This is a genomic window from Thalassospira sp. MCCC 1A02491 (assembly GCF_001613785.1).
GTDB classification, from domain to species: domain Bacteria; phylum Pseudomonadota; class Alphaproteobacteria; order Rhodospirillales; family Thalassospiraceae; genus Thalassospira; species Thalassospira povalilytica.
Window position 1 is genome coordinate 110,336 of the sequence record NZ_LPVX01000012.1, and the last position, 14,491, is coordinate 124,826.

The 14,491-nt window shown below is 55.1% G+C and carries 14 protein-coding genes; 10 read left to right on the forward strand and 4 right to left on the reverse strand.

What is annotated here, in order from left to right:
* Nucleotides 1-92: 92 nt before the first annotated feature.
* The 10 genes from gap (at nt 93) to AUQ42_RS05720 (ending at nt 9,956) form a co-directional block, all read left to right on the forward strand.
* Nucleotides 93-1,100 carry a type I glyceraldehyde-3-phosphate dehydrogenase gene (gene gap / locus AUQ42_RS05675; protein WP_068518128.1) on the forward strand — a complete coding sequence of 336 codons (1,008 nt, stop codon included), beginning with the start codon at nt 93-95 and terminating at the stop codon, nt 1,098-1,100.
* Between the two features lie 124 nt (nt 1,101-1,224).
* The gene (locus AUQ42_RS05680; protein WP_068518129.1) at nt 1,225-1,947 is read left to right on the forward strand and encodes a spermidine synthase; all 723 of its coding nucleotides are present in this window, start codon (nt 1,225-1,227) and stop codon (nt 1,945-1,947) included.
* Between the two features lie 13 nt (nt 1,948-1,960).
* The gene (locus tag AUQ42_RS05685; RefSeq protein ID WP_068518130.1) at nt 1,961-2,389 is read left to right on the forward strand and encodes a hypothetical protein; all 429 of its coding nucleotides are present in this window, start codon (nt 1,961-1,963) and stop codon (nt 2,387-2,389) included.
* 63 nt (nt 2,390-2,452) lie between these two features.
* Nucleotides 2,453-3,094 carry a thiamine phosphate synthase gene (gene thiE, locus AUQ42_RS05690; RefSeq protein WP_068518131.1) on the forward strand — a complete coding sequence of 214 codons (642 nt, stop codon included), beginning with the start codon at nt 2,453-2,455 and terminating at the stop codon, nt 3,092-3,094.
* A gap of 197 nt (nt 3,095-3,291) precedes the next feature.
* The gene (gene efp / locus AUQ42_RS05695) at nt 3,292-3,858 is read left to right on the forward strand and encodes an elongation factor P (protein ID WP_068518132.1); all 567 of its coding nucleotides are present in this window, start codon (nt 3,292-3,294) and stop codon (nt 3,856-3,858) included.
* Nucleotides 3,859-3,911: 53 nt separating this feature from the next.
* Nucleotides 3,912-4,721, forward strand: coding sequence for an inositol monophosphatase family protein (locus tag AUQ42_RS05700; RefSeq protein WP_197460791.1), 810 nt, complete (start codon nt 3,912-3,914; stop codon nt 4,719-4,721).
* Between the two features lie 266 nt (nt 4,722-4,987).
* The gene (locus AUQ42_RS05705; RefSeq protein ID WP_068518134.1) at nt 4,988-6,274 is read left to right on the forward strand and encodes an OmpA family protein; all 1,287 of its coding nucleotides are present in this window, start codon (nt 4,988-4,990) and stop codon (nt 6,272-6,274) included.
* A gap of 12 nt (nt 6,275-6,286) precedes the next feature.
* A complete protein-coding gene (locus tag AUQ42_RS05710; protein WP_068518135.1) occupies nt 6,287-7,471 on the forward strand; it encodes a flagellar motor protein MotA in 1,185 nt (394 codons plus the stop codon).
* Between the two features lie 4 nt (nt 7,472-7,475).
* The gene (locus AUQ42_RS05715; protein ID WP_068518136.1) at nt 7,476-8,639 is read left to right on the forward strand and encodes a peptidoglycan -binding protein; all 1,164 of its coding nucleotides are present in this window, start codon (nt 7,476-7,478) and stop codon (nt 8,637-8,639) included.
* A 141-nt stretch (nt 8,640-8,780) separates the two neighbouring features.
* Nucleotides 8,781-9,956: a benzoate/H(+) symporter BenE family transporter gene (locus AUQ42_RS05720; RefSeq protein WP_068518137.1), complete on the forward strand. Its 1,176-nt coding sequence runs from the start codon at nt 8,781-8,783 to the stop codon at nt 9,954-9,956.
* Between the two features lie 57 nt (nt 9,957-10,013).
* Here the strand turns inward: AUQ42_RS05720 and AUQ42_RS05725 are convergent, their stop codons facing one another.
* From AUQ42_RS05725 to AUQ42_RS05740, 4 genes are all read right to left on the reverse strand, one after another.
* Nucleotides 10,014-11,786, reverse strand: a complete 1,773-nt coding sequence (locus AUQ42_RS05725; RefSeq protein ID WP_068518138.1) for a SulP family inorganic anion transporter — start codon at nt 11,784-11,786, stop codon at nt 10,014-10,016.
* Between the two features lie 44 nt (nt 11,787-11,830).
* Nucleotides 11,831-12,715, reverse strand: coding sequence for an MBL fold metallo-hydrolase (locus tag AUQ42_RS05730; RefSeq protein WP_082817751.1), 885 nt, complete (start codon nt 12,713-12,715; stop codon nt 11,831-11,833).
* A 164-nt stretch (nt 12,716-12,879) separates the two neighbouring features.
* Nucleotides 12,880-13,542, reverse strand: a complete 663-nt coding sequence (locus tag AUQ42_RS05735) for a Crp/Fnr family transcriptional regulator (RefSeq protein ID WP_068518139.1) — start codon at nt 13,540-13,542, stop codon at nt 12,880-12,882.
* A 186-nt stretch (nt 13,543-13,728) separates the two neighbouring features.
* Nucleotides 13,729-14,172 carry a VOC family protein gene (locus tag AUQ42_RS05740; RefSeq protein WP_068518140.1) on the reverse strand — a complete coding sequence of 148 codons (444 nt, stop codon included), beginning with the start codon at nt 14,170-14,172 and terminating at the stop codon, nt 13,729-13,731.
* Nucleotides 14,173-14,491 lie beyond the last annotated feature (319 nt).

The following is a 14,491-nucleotide window of genomic DNA, read 5'->3' on the forward strand; positions in this document are numbered from 1 at the left end:
CATGCCGATCCGGCCTTTTTTCTATGGGTTTTGAACCCTAAGCCGTGATTGATACTCCCCAGGTACCAATCATTATAATTTTGGAGGGATGAATGGCTATTCGCGTAGCGATTAATGGTTTTGGTCGTATCGGCCGTCTTGTTCTGCGTTCTATCGTTGAAAGCGGTCGCACCGACGTTGAAGTTGTTGCCATCAACGACCTGGGTGACGTCAACACCAACGCACATCTTCTGAAATATGATTCCGTTCATGGCGTTCTTGCCAACGAAGTCAAAGCCGAAGGCGACAACCTGGTCATTGACGGCAAAGCCATCAAGGTTTGTTCCGAACGTGACCCGGCGAACCTGCCGTGGGCAGCGCTCAATGTTGATATCGCATTTGAATGCACCGGTATCTTCCTTGACGAAGCCGGCGCAGGCAAACACCTGACCGCTGGCGCAAAACGCGTTCTGATTTCGGCCCCGGCAAAAGGCGATATCAAGACCGTTGTTTACGGTGTTAACTCCGACACCCTGACCGCTGATGATGTCATCGTTTCGAACGCTTCGTGCACCACCAACTGCTTGGCACCGGTTGCAGACGTTCTGAACAAGACCGTTGGCATCACCAAAGGCTTCATGACCACTGTTCACGCCTTCACCGGCGACCAGAACACCGTGGACAGCCTGCACAAGGACCTGCGCCGTGCACGTTCGGCATCGCTTTCGATGATCCCGACCTCGACCGGTGCAGCCAAGGCTGTTGGTCTTGTTCTTCCGGAACTCAAGGGCAAACTCGATGGCACCGCCATCCGCGTTCCGACCCCGAACGTTTCCATGGTTGACCTGACCTTCGTTGCTGGCCGTGACACCACCGTTGATGAAGTCAACGCAGCGATCAAAGAAGCTGCAAACGGCCCGCTTAAAGGCGTTCTTGGCGTTTGCGAAGCACCGCTGGTTTCGGTTGATTTCAACCACAACCCGAACAGCTCGACCTTTGATGCGACCCAGACCCAGGTCATGGATGGCAACTTTGTTCGTATCCTTTCCTGGTATGACAACGAGTGGGGCTTCTCCAACCGTATGAGCGACACCGCTGTCGCCATGGCGAAGTTCCTCTAAGCTTCGTTTGATCCGAATTTGGAAAGAGCCCGAAGTATTCTGCTTCGGGCTCTTTTCTTTTGGCGGCCAATCGGTCAGTCTTGCCGTCACCCTGCCCGCCCGGTCAACGCAAAGGAACCAGACCGTGAGCCTATTGTTCAAGGAACTCGATTATCGACCGACCCCGATGGGGGTTTTGAGCCTGCGCCGACGTCGCGAGCTCAGCCTTGATATCGATGTTTATGAAATCAAGCTTGATGACGAATACCTGATGTCGAGCCTGTTTACCGATGCTGAAATCGCGCTGGCCGACCTTGGGCTGGCGGACCTTGCCCGTGACAATCTTGATGTTGTGGTTGGCGGACTGGGCCTTGGCTATACCGCAAAGGCGGCACTCGACAATCCGAAGACCGGAAAGCTTACGGTTCTTGATACCCTTCCCGAAGTCATCGAATGGCACCAGCAGGGATTGCTGCCACTTGGTGAACAGCTTTCGGGTGATCGGCGCTGCGAACTGGTTCATACGGATTTCTTTGGCGCATCACTTTCCGATATTGCGGGCATGAACCCGCAACGCCCCGATACCAGACATGATGCCATTCTGCTTGATGTTGATCATTCACCGGGCAATGTTTTGCATGACGATCACAAGCGCCTTTATACAAAGGACGGCTTGCAGAAACTTGCAACACATCTGGTGCCGGGCGGGGTCTTTGCCCTTTGGTCCACAGAATTGCCCGAACCCTGGTTTGAAGAAAATCTGGCGGCGGCCTTTGACGACATTCGCGCCGAAGTCATTACATTCCGCCATCCGCTGATTGACCGTGAAGATATCAATACGGTCTATATCGCGCGCAAAGCATCGTAAGACGGTCCTGCCGATGACGGTATTTCCCGATCCGGTCATTCGTATTCATGGCATAAAAGGTGCCAGATCGGCCTGTCGTGTGTTGGCCGACCGGCCATTTGTTTTGCTGTCGCCAGAACATGCTGCCCAAATCAACGGGGCACAATGGTTTGCCGGTCTGGTCGGGCTGACACGCGATGAGTTTCCGACTGCGGCCTTTCGCGCCATTCTTGATTGTCGCGGGCGCATGTCCGGGGCACTGGCCGCGATCGAAATCGGTCTGGATGGCGTGATCATTGATCCGACTGGTAACAGGCAAACCGAAAACCTGCGCGACATGGGTCAGCAACGCGGATGTCAGGTTTTCACAGCCCCGCCCCCGGCCGATGCGATATACGAGATGGAAGACCACCGGCTTCCCGATCATGAACTCGACCGGCGCCTTGCTGCCAGTCTTGGCTAGGCAATTGCCAAAAGCAGCGCCAGGCGTTACATAACACGCAGGAAATCATCAGGAATTATCACCGTGAACACTGACGAACTTGCCGGTCTTTATCTTTTGACCCCGCCGAAAATCGAACTCGCATCCTTTGGCGAGACGCTGAAGTCGGTTCTTGATACCGGTGCGGTTGATTGCCTGCAGCTTCGTTTGAAAGACGTCAGCGATGATGAAATCCGCAAGGCGATCGATACCATCCTGCCGATGTGTAACGACCGCGACATTCCGCTGATCCTTAATGATCGCCCCGACATTGCCAAAAAGTCCGGCTGTGACGGTGTCCATGTTGGCGAAGAAGACGCCAGCTATGACGAGGCGCGCGCCATCATGGGCGAGGAACATATCGTTGGTGTATCGTGCTATGACAGCCGCCATCGCGCGATGATCCTTGGTGAAAAGGGTGCGGATTACGTTGCCTTTGGCGCGTTTTACCCGACCCAGACCAAAGAAGCCAAAACCAGCGTTACGCCGGAAATTCTTGAAATCTGGACGACCTTTACCACGGTGCCATGTGTTGCCATCGGCGGCATCACCGCGGACAATGTCGCCCCGATTGTTCTGGCCGGGGCGGATTTTGTCGCCGTGACCGGCGGGGTCTGGAACCATCCGGACGGCCCCGAAGCCGGTGCCAGGGCCATCAAGGCAGCAATTGCCGCAACCGAGGCCTGAGACAGGCTGACATCGTAAAATGTCAGGGGTGGCAAAAGCTTGGCCCCAGCCATGCGGGAATGACGGGCTGTCATGCGCGATAACCCTGATCAATCTGCTTGCAGCAAAACAGCCAAACTGATAGTTAGAGCCCCTTAAATGGGGCGAGTGCCCCCTATTGCATTGTGAATCTGTGATCTGAAAGAACGGTTGGTGCCATGAAAATCAACGGCAACGAAATCCGTCCGGGTAACCTTATCGAACATAAAGGTGCCCTGTGGCGTGCAGTAAAATGCCAGGCTGTAAAGCCGGGTAAAGGCGGTGCTTTTAACCAGGTTGAACTTAAAGACATTCGTACCGGCACCAAGCTGAACGAGCGTTTCCGTGCATCGGAAACCGTCGAAAAGGTTCGCCTTGAGCAGAAAGAATACACCTACCTGTTCGCCGATGGTGACATGATCACCTTCATGGACACCGAAACCTATGATCAGATCACGATCAATTCCGACCTTGTTGGCGAACCCGCTGTTTATCTTCAGGATGGCATGGTTGTTACCATCGAATCCTTCGAAGGTGAGCCGCTTGGCGTGACCCTTCCGGAACATGTCGTCTTCCAGATTGTCGAAGCCGATGCTGTTGTCAAAGGTCAGACCCAGTCTTCTTCTTTCAAACCGGCCGTTCTTGAAAACGGTGTTCGTGTGATGGTGCCCCCGCATATTGAATCGGGTACGCGCATTGTCGTGAACACGGTTGAAGGCACCTATATCGAGCGTGCCAAGGACTAAGGGCGTTCCCTGCCCTTCGGTTTTTCTTTAATTCAAACACCGGGAGATATGCCGTGCGAGGCGCCGCCCGTCGTTCTGCGAATATCAACGTTATGTACAAGGCTGTCGAAAAGGCAGCCTATGGACTGAAACGCGACTTCGGTGAAGTCGAAAACCTTCAGGTGTCGATGAAAGGCCCGGCAGATTTCGTATCTGCGGCTGATCACCGTGCCGAGAAACGCCTGCGTGAAGAACTTGAACGTGCCCGTCCGGGTTACGGCTTCCTTCTTGAAGAAGGCGGTGAGGTCAAGGGTTCCGATCCGGAACATCGCTGGATCATTGATCCGCTTGATGGCACCACCAACTTCCTGCATGGCATTCCGCATTTTGCCATTTCGGTTGCCCTTCAGAAGGGTGACGAAATCATCGCTGGCATGATTTATGACGTTGCCAAGGATGAGTGCTTCTGGGCGGAAAAGGGCCTTGGTGCGTTTCTTGACAACCGTCGCCTGCGTGTTTCCGGCCGCCGTCGTTTGAACGAATGTGTTCTGGCTTGTGGCGTTCCGCATCTTGGTCGTGGTGATCATGCTGCATTCGAAAAACAGCTGCATTCGGTCATGGACCGTTGTGCGGGTGTTCGTCGCATGGGTGCCGCATCCCTTGATCTGGCCTATGTCGCAGCCGGTCGTTATGACGGCTATTGGGAAGCACATCTCAATGCCTGGGACATTGCAGCGGGTCTTCTGATCGTGACCGAAGCTGGCGGTTATGTCCGCGATGCCAATGGCGGTACCAACATGCTTGGTACCGGCAGCGTGGTTGCAGCCAACGACTATATCCAGCCGGTTCTGGCCAAAACGCTTAAGAAAGCGATCACGGACTAACATCCCGCTTTTATTACCGTTTTTTGAAAGGGGCACTTCGGAATTTACCGAAGTGCCCCTTTTGCTTTATCGGTCAAAGCGGTTGTCCATTATCTGTCTCTAAGCTATGGTGCATGGTACTGCGTAGCCATTTGACAGGCTGCCAGACAACAGGGGTGGCATTCGATAATTTTTCCGGGTGCCTAACGATCGACACAAAACTGTGTAAAAAAGAAAAACGTTATAAGACGATTTCAAACACAGGGTATTAAGGGGCCTGCGATTTGATGAAGGGGTATTCCAAGATTTCCGTGCTTGCGATGTCGGCTGCACTGGGAACCACCGTGTTCTTTGCTGCGAACGCATCCGCACAGCAATACTCCCCCGTCTCGGTTGACAATAGCGTCCAGGTGAACTGGGACGTCGCAGACGGTTTTGGTGATCAGCCAACCGTCCCGCAATATCTTTCACCGTCCGTATCACGCGAACATATCGTTATGCCCGGTGGTGATCTGATCTTTCCGGAAACCAAACCGAAATCCGAATTTCTTGCCAGCAACCAGTTTGCCGAAACCGGCAGTGCAGGCACCTATGACAGCGACTTTGAGACAGTTGTCATTGATGGTTCGGCTGGCGGCAGCGCATTTCCGACCCAATCAGAATTTTATGGTGTCCCGGGTGTAAACCCGTCAGCGGCAATGGATGATGGTGCCAATCAGGTCATCGCCCTTGAACAGCCTGCGCCGACGTCTGCGCCGCGCAGCAAGCCTGCCGCGCCGGTCGCGGTTGCCAGCAGCACATCAAATGCAAATGCGCCCACACCACTGACCAAACCGGCATCTGCCCCGGCACCGACATCGGCACCAGCCGCACCGGTCATGGCCGAAGCACCTGCTTCGAGCCCGGCACAGGCAACACCGGCCGCAACGACGTCCACATCTGCACCTGTATCAGCACCGGCACCTGCCCCGGCGACAGAAACGGCCGAGATGGTCGAACCGCCAAAGGCCCCGCCGCTTTTGTCTGATGACAGTGGCGCATCGTCGGCACCAAGTGCACCGGTCGTCGAACCGATTGCCAAGGGCAACGAGGTTCCCCCGCCGCCGGCACCGTCACCCGACACCACACAATCTGCCGCCACCATGGCGGAAACAGCCCCGGCAGCGAAAGCAGAACCGGCACCGGCACCGAAACCGGCCGCCGAGGAAGCCTCCATTCCCCCGGCAAACCAGGCCGCACCGGCCCCGATGCCGACCGCTGGCAGTGACGAATACAGCCTTGGCTTTGCCGCAGACAGCTTTGAGCTGACCGGTCAGGCCAAAAGCGCGCTTGATCAGGTGATTTCAGCAATGAACAAGGATGACAGTCTTCGCATCCAGCTTCAGGCCTATGCCCAGGGCGATGGTGCCAATGCATCCAAGGCGCGCCGCCTGTCGCTGTCGCGTGCGCTTCAGGTTCGTTCCTATCTGATTGATCAGGGCGTGCGTTCAACGCGCATTGATGTTCGTGCCCTGGGTGCGAATGTTCCGTCCGGCCCTGCCGATCGCGTCGATATCAAAACCGTTCAACGCTAGGATTAATCCATCATGAGCAGTCAATCGGCCAATGGTGCAGGTACGCTCCTGCCCATTACCAAACCCGGAAGTTATCTGACACGTATGGCGATCTTTGTTGCCATCATCGTCGGGGTCGGCGCCCTGCTGTTCCCTGCATTGTCTGATGCCTTTATGGCCAATGCTGTTCTTAATGGCTTGATCCTTGGCGTATTTGTCGTCGGGGTGATTTACACCTTCCGCATGGCTGCCAGCCTGTCACCGGAAGTCACCTGGATCGAGGATTTCCGTCGGTCCCGCCCCGGTCTGACATCACAGGTTCCGCCGAAACTTCTGGCCCCGATGGCCAGCATGATGGCCGAACAGCGCCGCGATCGCCCGCAACTTTCGACCACTTCGACCCGTACCATCCTTGATTCCATCCGGTCGCGCCTTGATGAAAGCCGCGAATTGTCGCGCTATATCGTTGGTCTTCTGGTGTTTCTTGGTCTGCTGGGCACCTTCTGGGGCCTGCTTCAGACCGTGAACTCGGTTGCCGACGTCATTGGCAATGTCAATGTCGGCAGCGGATCGAACATGGATCTGTGGTTCTCTGATCTTAAGGAAGGCCTGTCAGAGCCGCTGAGCGGCATGGGGACGGCGTTCTCGTCCTCGCTGTTTGGTCTTGCCGGTTCGCTGGCACTTGGTCTTCTGGATATGCAGGCCGGTCAGGCCCAGAACCGGTTCTTCAATGACCTTGAAGAATGGCTTTCAAGCTTCACCCGTCTGGGTTCGGGAAGCGCGCTTTCGGATGGCGAACAGTCGGTTCCGGCCTATCTTTCGGCACTGATCGAACAGATGGCCGACAATATGGAAGGACTGCAAAATTCCATCCAGCGTTCGGAAAGCTCGCAGATCAAATCGCACAATACCCTGATTGATCTTGCTGACAAGCTCTCCACTCTGACCGATCAGATGAAGGCCGAACAGCAATTGATGGTCAAGCTGGCAGAAAACCAGATGCACCTGAAACCGGTGCTTGATCAGCTGGCGGACTCCATGAAAATGGGCAGCTTCGGGATTGACGACAACACGCGCGCCCATATCCGTTCGCTTGATAACCAGCTTGGCCGTGTTGCCGAAGAACTGACCGTCGGCCGCCAGCAGTCCACACAGGAAATCAGAAGCGAGATCAAGCTTCTGGCCCGTACCATCGCCGCCATCGCCGAGGAGGGCTGATCGCATGATCGGGCTTTCGCGCCGTCGTAACCGCGATGTGAATACCTGGCCTGGCTTCGTTGATGCGCTGGCAACGCTTTTGATGGTGATCATCTTTCTTCTGATGATCTTTGTCATTGCGCAGGTTTATCTGGGTGCCGCCCTTTCGGGACGTGACGAGGCACTGAGCGATTTGACCGCCCAGGTCAACGAGCTGACCAATCTTTTGTCGCTTGAACGTGGAAACAATCAGCGGATGGAACTGGAACTGACCCAGTTGACCACCGAGCTTTCCAATACCAGCGACCAGCGTGACGACTTGAAGTCCCGCGCAGCCGCCCTTGCGACCCAGCTTGCCGATGCCAAACTTTCGGCTGACGAGATCGAGAAGAAGCTTCTTGCTGCTTTGGCGACCCTTGAAACCAAGGAAACCGAGCTTTCGGAACTGCGCAGCAACAGCGAAGAAAAGATCGCGGATCAGGAAACCCGCATCGAAGAACTTTCTGCACTGCTCGCCTCGCGGGCGTCGGAACTTGAAACCCAGAAAAATCTGAGCGCAGAAGCACAGGCACAGGTCGCTGCCCTTAATCAGCAGATGCTTGCCCTGCGCCAGCAATTGCAAAAGATCGAAGCCGCACTTGAGGCGTCCGAGCGCGAAAATGCCGACAAGGAAGCCCAGATCGTCAATCTTGGACAGCGCCTGAATGCGGCACTTGCCACCAAGGTTGCCGAGTTGCAGCGTTATCGTTCGGAGTTCTTTGGCCGCCTGCGCGAAGTTCTTGGCGACCGTCAGGATATCCGCGTTGTTGGTGACCGCTTTGTGTTCCAGTCCGAAGTTCTGTTTGGATCGGGATCGGCCGATCTTGGCGAAGAAGGTCAGGAACAGCTGGCAAAACTGGGGCAGACCCTGACGACCATTGCATCGGAAATTCCCGACGATATCGATTGGGTCATGCGTGTTGACGGTCATACGGACAAGGTTCCGATCCGTAACCTCAAATTCGCATCGAACTGGGAATTGTCATCGGCACGTGCCATATCGGTGGTCAAATTCCTGATTGATCAGGGCGTCCCGCCCAACCGGCTGGTGGCAGCGGGATTTGGTGAATATCAGCCCCTTGATAACCGCGACGATGAAATCGCCTATCGCCGCAACCGGCGCATCGAGTTCAAGATTACCGAACGCTGATATCAACCACACAGAAATCTTTGACAAGGCCCCGCGGCATATGCTTCGGGGCCTTAATTTTTCTGGTCGGATCAAGGACTTCCCGCTAGGGTCGAAAACCGCGTCACCTTGATATCAAAACATCCATATTCCGGAGCCACCATGCTGCGCGATATTTCGCCCCAGAGTATTTTCATGGGCCTGTTGGCAGGCTTTGTCGGGTCTGCCAGTTCGTTTGCTGTTGTCCTGCAGGGGCTGAGTGCGGTTGGTGCAACACCGCAACAAGCCGCATCGGGCCTGATGGCGCTTTCGATTTCCATGGGTCTGTGTGCGATTGTGCTGTCGCTCAAGACCCGTCTTCCGATCAGCATTGCCTGGTCAACGCCCGGTGCAGCTTTGCTTGCCACATCCGGTGCGATCGAAGGCGGCTTTGCGGTTGCGGTCGGTGCGTTTATCGTCTGTGCAATCCTGATCATCATAAGCGGCGTGTGGAAACCGTTGGGCCGGGCCGTTGCCGGCATTCCTGCCCCGCTTGCCAATGCGATGCTGGCCGGGGTCTTGCTGGGGCTGTGTCTGGCCCCGGTCAAGGCGGTTGCGTTTGATCCGTTGCTTGGCCTGCCGATTGCGATTGCCTGGCTGGTGGTCGGGCGATTTAACCGTCTTCTGGCGGTGCCTGCGGCGTTGCTGGCTTTTATCGCTGTCATGATTTTCGGGGTCGATTTCCCGGAAAATGCGCTGTCGGATTTAAGCGGGTCCATCGCCCCGCCGGTCGAATTTGTGATGCCGGTTTTCACGCTTGGTGGTCTGGTCGGCATTGCGCTTCCATTGTTTATCGTCACCATGGCATCGCAAAACATTCCGGGCACGGCGGTTTTGCGTGCCAATGACTATGACACCCCGCCCGGCCCGCTTTTTACCGTGACGGGTATTTTTTCACTGCTTTCGGCCCCGTTCGGTGGTCATGCGGTCAATCTGGCGGCCATTACCGCGGCCCTGTGCGCGGGCAAGGATGCCCATCCCGATCCGGCCAAACGGTATTGGGCGGCGGTATCGGGCGGTGTTTTCTATATCGTGTTCGGATTGCTTGCCGGTCTTGTTACGGCCTTTATCAGCCTTGCACCGGGCATCCTGATCGAAGCGGTTGCCGGACTGGCCCTGATTGGCGCCTTTGCCGGATCAGCCGTTGCCGCCTTTCGCGAGGAAGACGCCCGCGAGGCCGCCGCCGTAACCTTTATCGTTACGGCCGCCGGACTGACATTCTATGGAATTTCCGGGGCATTCTGGGGATTGCTTGCCGGTGGTCTGATTTATCTTCTGACCCATCTCAGAAACCGCTAGATATTCTGAATTACGAAAAGCCCGGCAAATCGAATGCCGGGCTTTTTTTTTACGTTTTCAGCCGGTTTTGGCAGATGAATTGTCATTCGTGTCAATCGCATCAGACACCGATAATTTGCCAAGGAGCTCGCGCATGGCGTCATATTGCGACAGAAAAACCCTTCCAGTCAGATCATCAAGAAAATGGGCGCATTTCAGACGGTCCATCACCGGGCCTTTGACTTCTGACAGATGCAGGGCAATACCCATTTCATCAAGCCGGTGATTGATGGCTTCAAGCGATTCCAGTGCGCTCAGATCAATCTCGTTGATGGCCGAACACATCAGAATGACATGCCTGAGCCGGTCATCCCCGACCACACGATCAAAGATGTAATCTTCAAGAAAACGGGCATTGGCAAAATACAGGCTTTCGTCAATGCGGATCGTCAGGATCGATGGATCGGTAATCACCTTGTGACGTTTGATGTTGCGGAAATGCTGGGTGCTTGGCACCAGTCCGACTTCCGCAATATGGGGCCGTGACGTTTTATACAGGAACAACCCGATCGACAGCACAACCCCCGACGTCACCCCGACTTCAACACCGAAGCCCAGCGTCAAAAGGATCGTTGCCAGCACCGCGACGAAATCGGCCTTTGAATATTGCCAACTGGTTTTAAGAATCGAAAAATCGACCAGCGACAGCACGGCCACAATGATCGTAGCGGCAAGCGTTGCCTTGGGCAGGAAATAGACAAGCGGCGTAAGAGCAATGGCCGCGATCGCCAGACCAATTGCGGTAAAGGCACCGGCCGCCGGGGTTTGCGCACCGGCATCGAAATTGACAACCGAACGGGCAAAGCCACCGGTCACCGGATAGCCACCGGTAAAGGCCGCCCCGATATTTGCCGCACCAAGGCCGATAAGTTCCTGATCCGGGTTGATGCGCTGACGGCGCTTGGCGGCCAAGGTTTGCGCAACCGAGATCGATTCAACAAATCCGATTACAGAAATCAGAATGGCCGGCACCAGCAAATCCGACACCAGTCCGAGCGAAAAATCGGGCATGGTCAGCGGCGGCAGACTTTGGGGCACGTCGCCGACAATTTTGACGCCACCATCGGCCAGATGAAACTGCCAAACCGCAAATGTCGTCACCATGACCGCGGCAACCGGTCCGGCCTTTGTCACAACGTCGGCAAGTCGTGGCCCTATGCCGATCTTGCGCAAGGCGGGTTTAAGCCCCTTGCGCACCCAGAACAGAAACAGCGTTGCAAGCCCGCCAATCAACAAGGTCATCGGATTGGTTTGCGGAAGATGCGCAACGAGGGATGTCACCATTTCCCAAAGATTATGCCCGCCGGCATCCACGCCCAGAATGTGCCTGATCTGGCTTGTCGCAATCAGAATGCCCGATGCGGTGATAAATCCGGCAATCACCGGATGGGACAGAAAGTTGGCCAGGAAACCAAGCTTGAACACCCCCATCGCAAGCAGGATCGCCCCGGAAAGCGCCGCAAGTGTAAGGGCCGCCACCGCATAGCCCATCGTACCTGTCTCGGCCACATTGCCGATCGCAGCGGCCGTCATCAGCGAAACCACGGCCACCGGCCCAACGGCCAATGCGCGGCTTGTGCCGAAAATGGCATAAAGAATGATCGGGACAATCGATGCATAAAGCCCGGCTTCTGGCGGCAATCCCGCCAGAAGCGCATAGGCCAGCGATTGCGGGATCAGCATGATCGTCACAATGATGGCGGCAACCATATCATTGCCGAACGCAGTCCGGTCATAGCTGCGGCCCCAGTCAAGGACGGGGATATATTTCCCAAGACGCGGCAAGGTCATGTTTGGCAACTTTCGATCATATTGCACAGGTTCAAGGCGCAGCCTTACAACCCGTTCAGGGGAACCTTGAGCATCAGGCGACCGCTTTGATCCTTGGGCAGCTGGCCCGCACGCATATTGACCTGCAGCGATGGCAGGATCAGACGCGGCATATCAAGCTGTGCGTCACGTTCAGTGCGGAATTTGATGAATTCTTCGCGCGTCTTGCCCGCGCCAACATGAATGTTGAACCGGCGTTCGTCGCCAACCGTGGTTTCCCAACGAATGTCACGGCCATTGGGGCCATAGTCATGGCACATGAAAAGACGCATCTCGTCGGGCAGTGACAGCACCTTTTGAATGCTGTCATACAAAACACCGGCATCCCCGCCCGGGAAATCGGCGCGTGCCGAACCGCCATCAGGCATGAACAACGTATCCCCGACAAAGGCGGCATCCCCCATGACATGCACCATGCAGGCCGGCGTATGGCCCGGGGTAAAGATCGCAAAGCAGGTCATGGACCCAACCTGATAGGTATCGCCATCTTCAAACAGCTTGTCGAACTGGCTGCCATCACGCTGGAATTCGGTCCCTTCGTTGAAGATCTTGCCAAAGGTTTCCTGTACAACCCGGATATTGGCCCCGATGCCCAACTTTCCGCCCAGCTGTTGCTGGATATAGGGGGCCGCAGACAGGTGATCGGCATGAACGTGGGTTTCAATGATCCATTGCAGATCAAGTTCGCGTTCGCGAATATCCTTGATGATGGCGTCTGCGTGATCAAAACTGATGCGGCCCGCAGCATAGTCGATATCCATGACGGAATCGACCACGGCACAGGCGTTGCTTTCCGGGTCCTTGACCACATAGCTGATGGTGTTGGTTGCGTCGTCAAAGAATGCGCGCACGTCTGGCTTTACAGACATATTTACCGGATACGGGGACATGGTATCTCCTTCGGTCAGGCGCACAGATCCGGCGCCGTTAAACACTATTGAGATCATCCTACCCAGTCATGGTGAAGCGCGTCTGTGACCAAGTCACCAAACACATTCAAATATTATAATTTTTTGATTTTATTGATGAAACAGAAGCCTGAAAGCAGGTGCTTTTACTGTTTTGCTAACGCCTTGATCTGATCGCGGTCAAGAATATGGATGACTCCGCGCGCCTGTTCGATCCAGCCCCGACGCTGGAATTCGGCGAGTTGGCGGGAAATGACTTCGCGCGCGGTGCCAAGCTCGCCTGCAAGTTTTTGGTGGGTTGTCTGGATGGTTTGCTGTTCGGATGACAATTCGATCAGCTTTTGCGCCAGTCGGATATCAAGCCTGCGAAACGCGATTTCTTCGACCACTGCAAACAGGTCGGTCATACGGCGCGAATAGGCCATAAAGACGAACTGGCGAAATTCCGGTGAATCCGCAACCATGCGATCAAACACATCACGGGGAATGGCCACCGCCTGCAACCCGGTTTCTGCGATGCCTTCGGCGGAATAATCTTCATATGCCATCAGACAGGCTGTGGTTAACACACAGCTTTCACCGGCATGCACACGATACAGAACAATTTCACGCCCGGTTTCAGATGTTTTCTGAACCCGCACCGTGCCACTAAGCAGCAACAATAGCTGTTCGGGTGGTTTTCCCGGGCCAAAGATCACGGTATCAACCGGAATATCAATAACCCGGCTGCTATCGGTCAGATACTGGCGAAGCTCCGTCGACAAACGCGACAATCCGGGAAACTGCATGATCCAGTCTGCGTGCGACATATTTTATCCTGTCTGTTTCCCGCGCCATTAAAAACAACAAAAACCTTTTGTGTTTTGTCTTTTTGGCCCCGCAAATGCAAGCCCAAAGCACCGATCTGAAATCCGGGGAATAGTGAACTGCCCTAGAACCCGCAGCCAGTTTCCTCCTTTACGGCAACCGGATACGGGGGCGCCCGCAAAATCGGATCATTCCTTGTTGGTCGGGATGATCAGATTGCCACGATCATCGATTTCCCAGAACGGGTTAAAGGCAACCTCCCAGGCATGACCATCCGGGTCGCGGAAATATCCGGAATACCCGCCCCAGAAAACCTTTTCGGCCGGCTTCTGGATTTTGGCCCCGGCCTTCTCGGCTTCGGCCATGACCTGATCGACTTCTTCTTCGCTGCGCGCGTTAAAGGCTAGGGTCAGACCGGCAAAGCCGGCGCCCGTATCATCATCGAACTTGCCGTCTTCCTTAAGCGCATCACGCCCGAACAGGCCAAGGGCAAGACCATTGGACAGCTGGTAAAACACCACCTGCCCTTCGACCATTTCGGTCATTTTCCAGCCAAGGCCGTTTTCATAGAACCGGCGCGAACGATCGAGATCGGCAACGCCCAAGGTAATCAGCGAAACACGCTGTTCCATCTTATGCCCCCACTGATTGCTGCATTAAAATCTGTCTGACCATAACACATTGTTTTTCCCGGCCAGAAGGCAGACTCGATCATCGCTCGAATATCGCATCGCAACAGAGACGCAATTATATTGCGCGTAAATCGGTACCGGAATAAGTAAATAATAAGTTGACCCAACGTCAACCGATGCAATCGGGCGTTTTACGCATTGCGATGCGAGTTCATTTTGAAAAAAGGTCAGTATTCATTACCATTCTTGTATTCGGTGATGGTCCCGCAAACCGACCCGAATGAATGAGAGAACAGGTCATACCGAAACACTGCACCAC

Bases quoted from the DNA above. Each gene is read 5' to 3' on its own strand.
- AUQ42_RS05725 (WP_068518138.1), bottom strand. From the start codon at position 11,786: ATGACCTTGCCGCGTCTTGGGAAATATATCCCCGTCCTTGACTGGGGC.
- AUQ42_RS05705 (WP_068518134.1), top strand. From the start codon at position 4,988: ATGAAGGGGTATTCCAAGATTTCCGTGCTTGCGATGTCGGCTGCACTG.
- AUQ42_RS05740 (WP_068518140.1), bottom strand. From the start codon at position 14,172: ATGGAACAGCGTGTTTCGCTGATTACCTTGGGCGTTGCCGATCTCGAT.
- AUQ42_RS05685 (WP_068518130.1), top strand. From the start codon at position 1,961: ATGACGGTATTTCCCGATCCGGTCATTCGTATTCATGGCATAAAAGGT.
- AUQ42_RS05715 (WP_068518136.1), top strand. From the start codon at position 7,476: ATGATCGGGCTTTCGCGCCGTCGTAACCGCGATGTGAATACCTGGCCT.
- AUQ42_RS05710 (WP_068518135.1), top strand. From the start codon at position 6,287: ATGAGCAGTCAATCGGCCAATGGTGCAGGTACGCTCCTGCCCATTACC.
- AUQ42_RS05720 (WP_068518137.1), top strand. From the start codon at position 8,781: ATGCTGCGCGATATTTCGCCCCAGAGTATTTTCATGGGCCTGTTGGCA.
- efp (WP_068518132.1), top strand. From the start codon at position 3,292: ATGAAAATCAACGGCAACGAAATCCGTCCGGGTAACCTTATCGAACAT.
- AUQ42_RS05735 (WP_068518139.1), bottom strand. From the start codon at position 13,542: ATGTCGCACGCAGACTGGATCATGCAGTTTCCCGGATTGTCGCGTTTG.
- gap (WP_068518128.1), top strand. From the start codon at position 93: ATGGCTATTCGCGTAGCGATTAATGGTTTTGGTCGTATCGGCCGTCTT.
- AUQ42_RS05730 (WP_082817751.1), bottom strand. From the start codon at position 12,715: ATGTCCCCGTATCCGGTAAATATGTCTGTAAAGCCAGACGTGCGCGCA.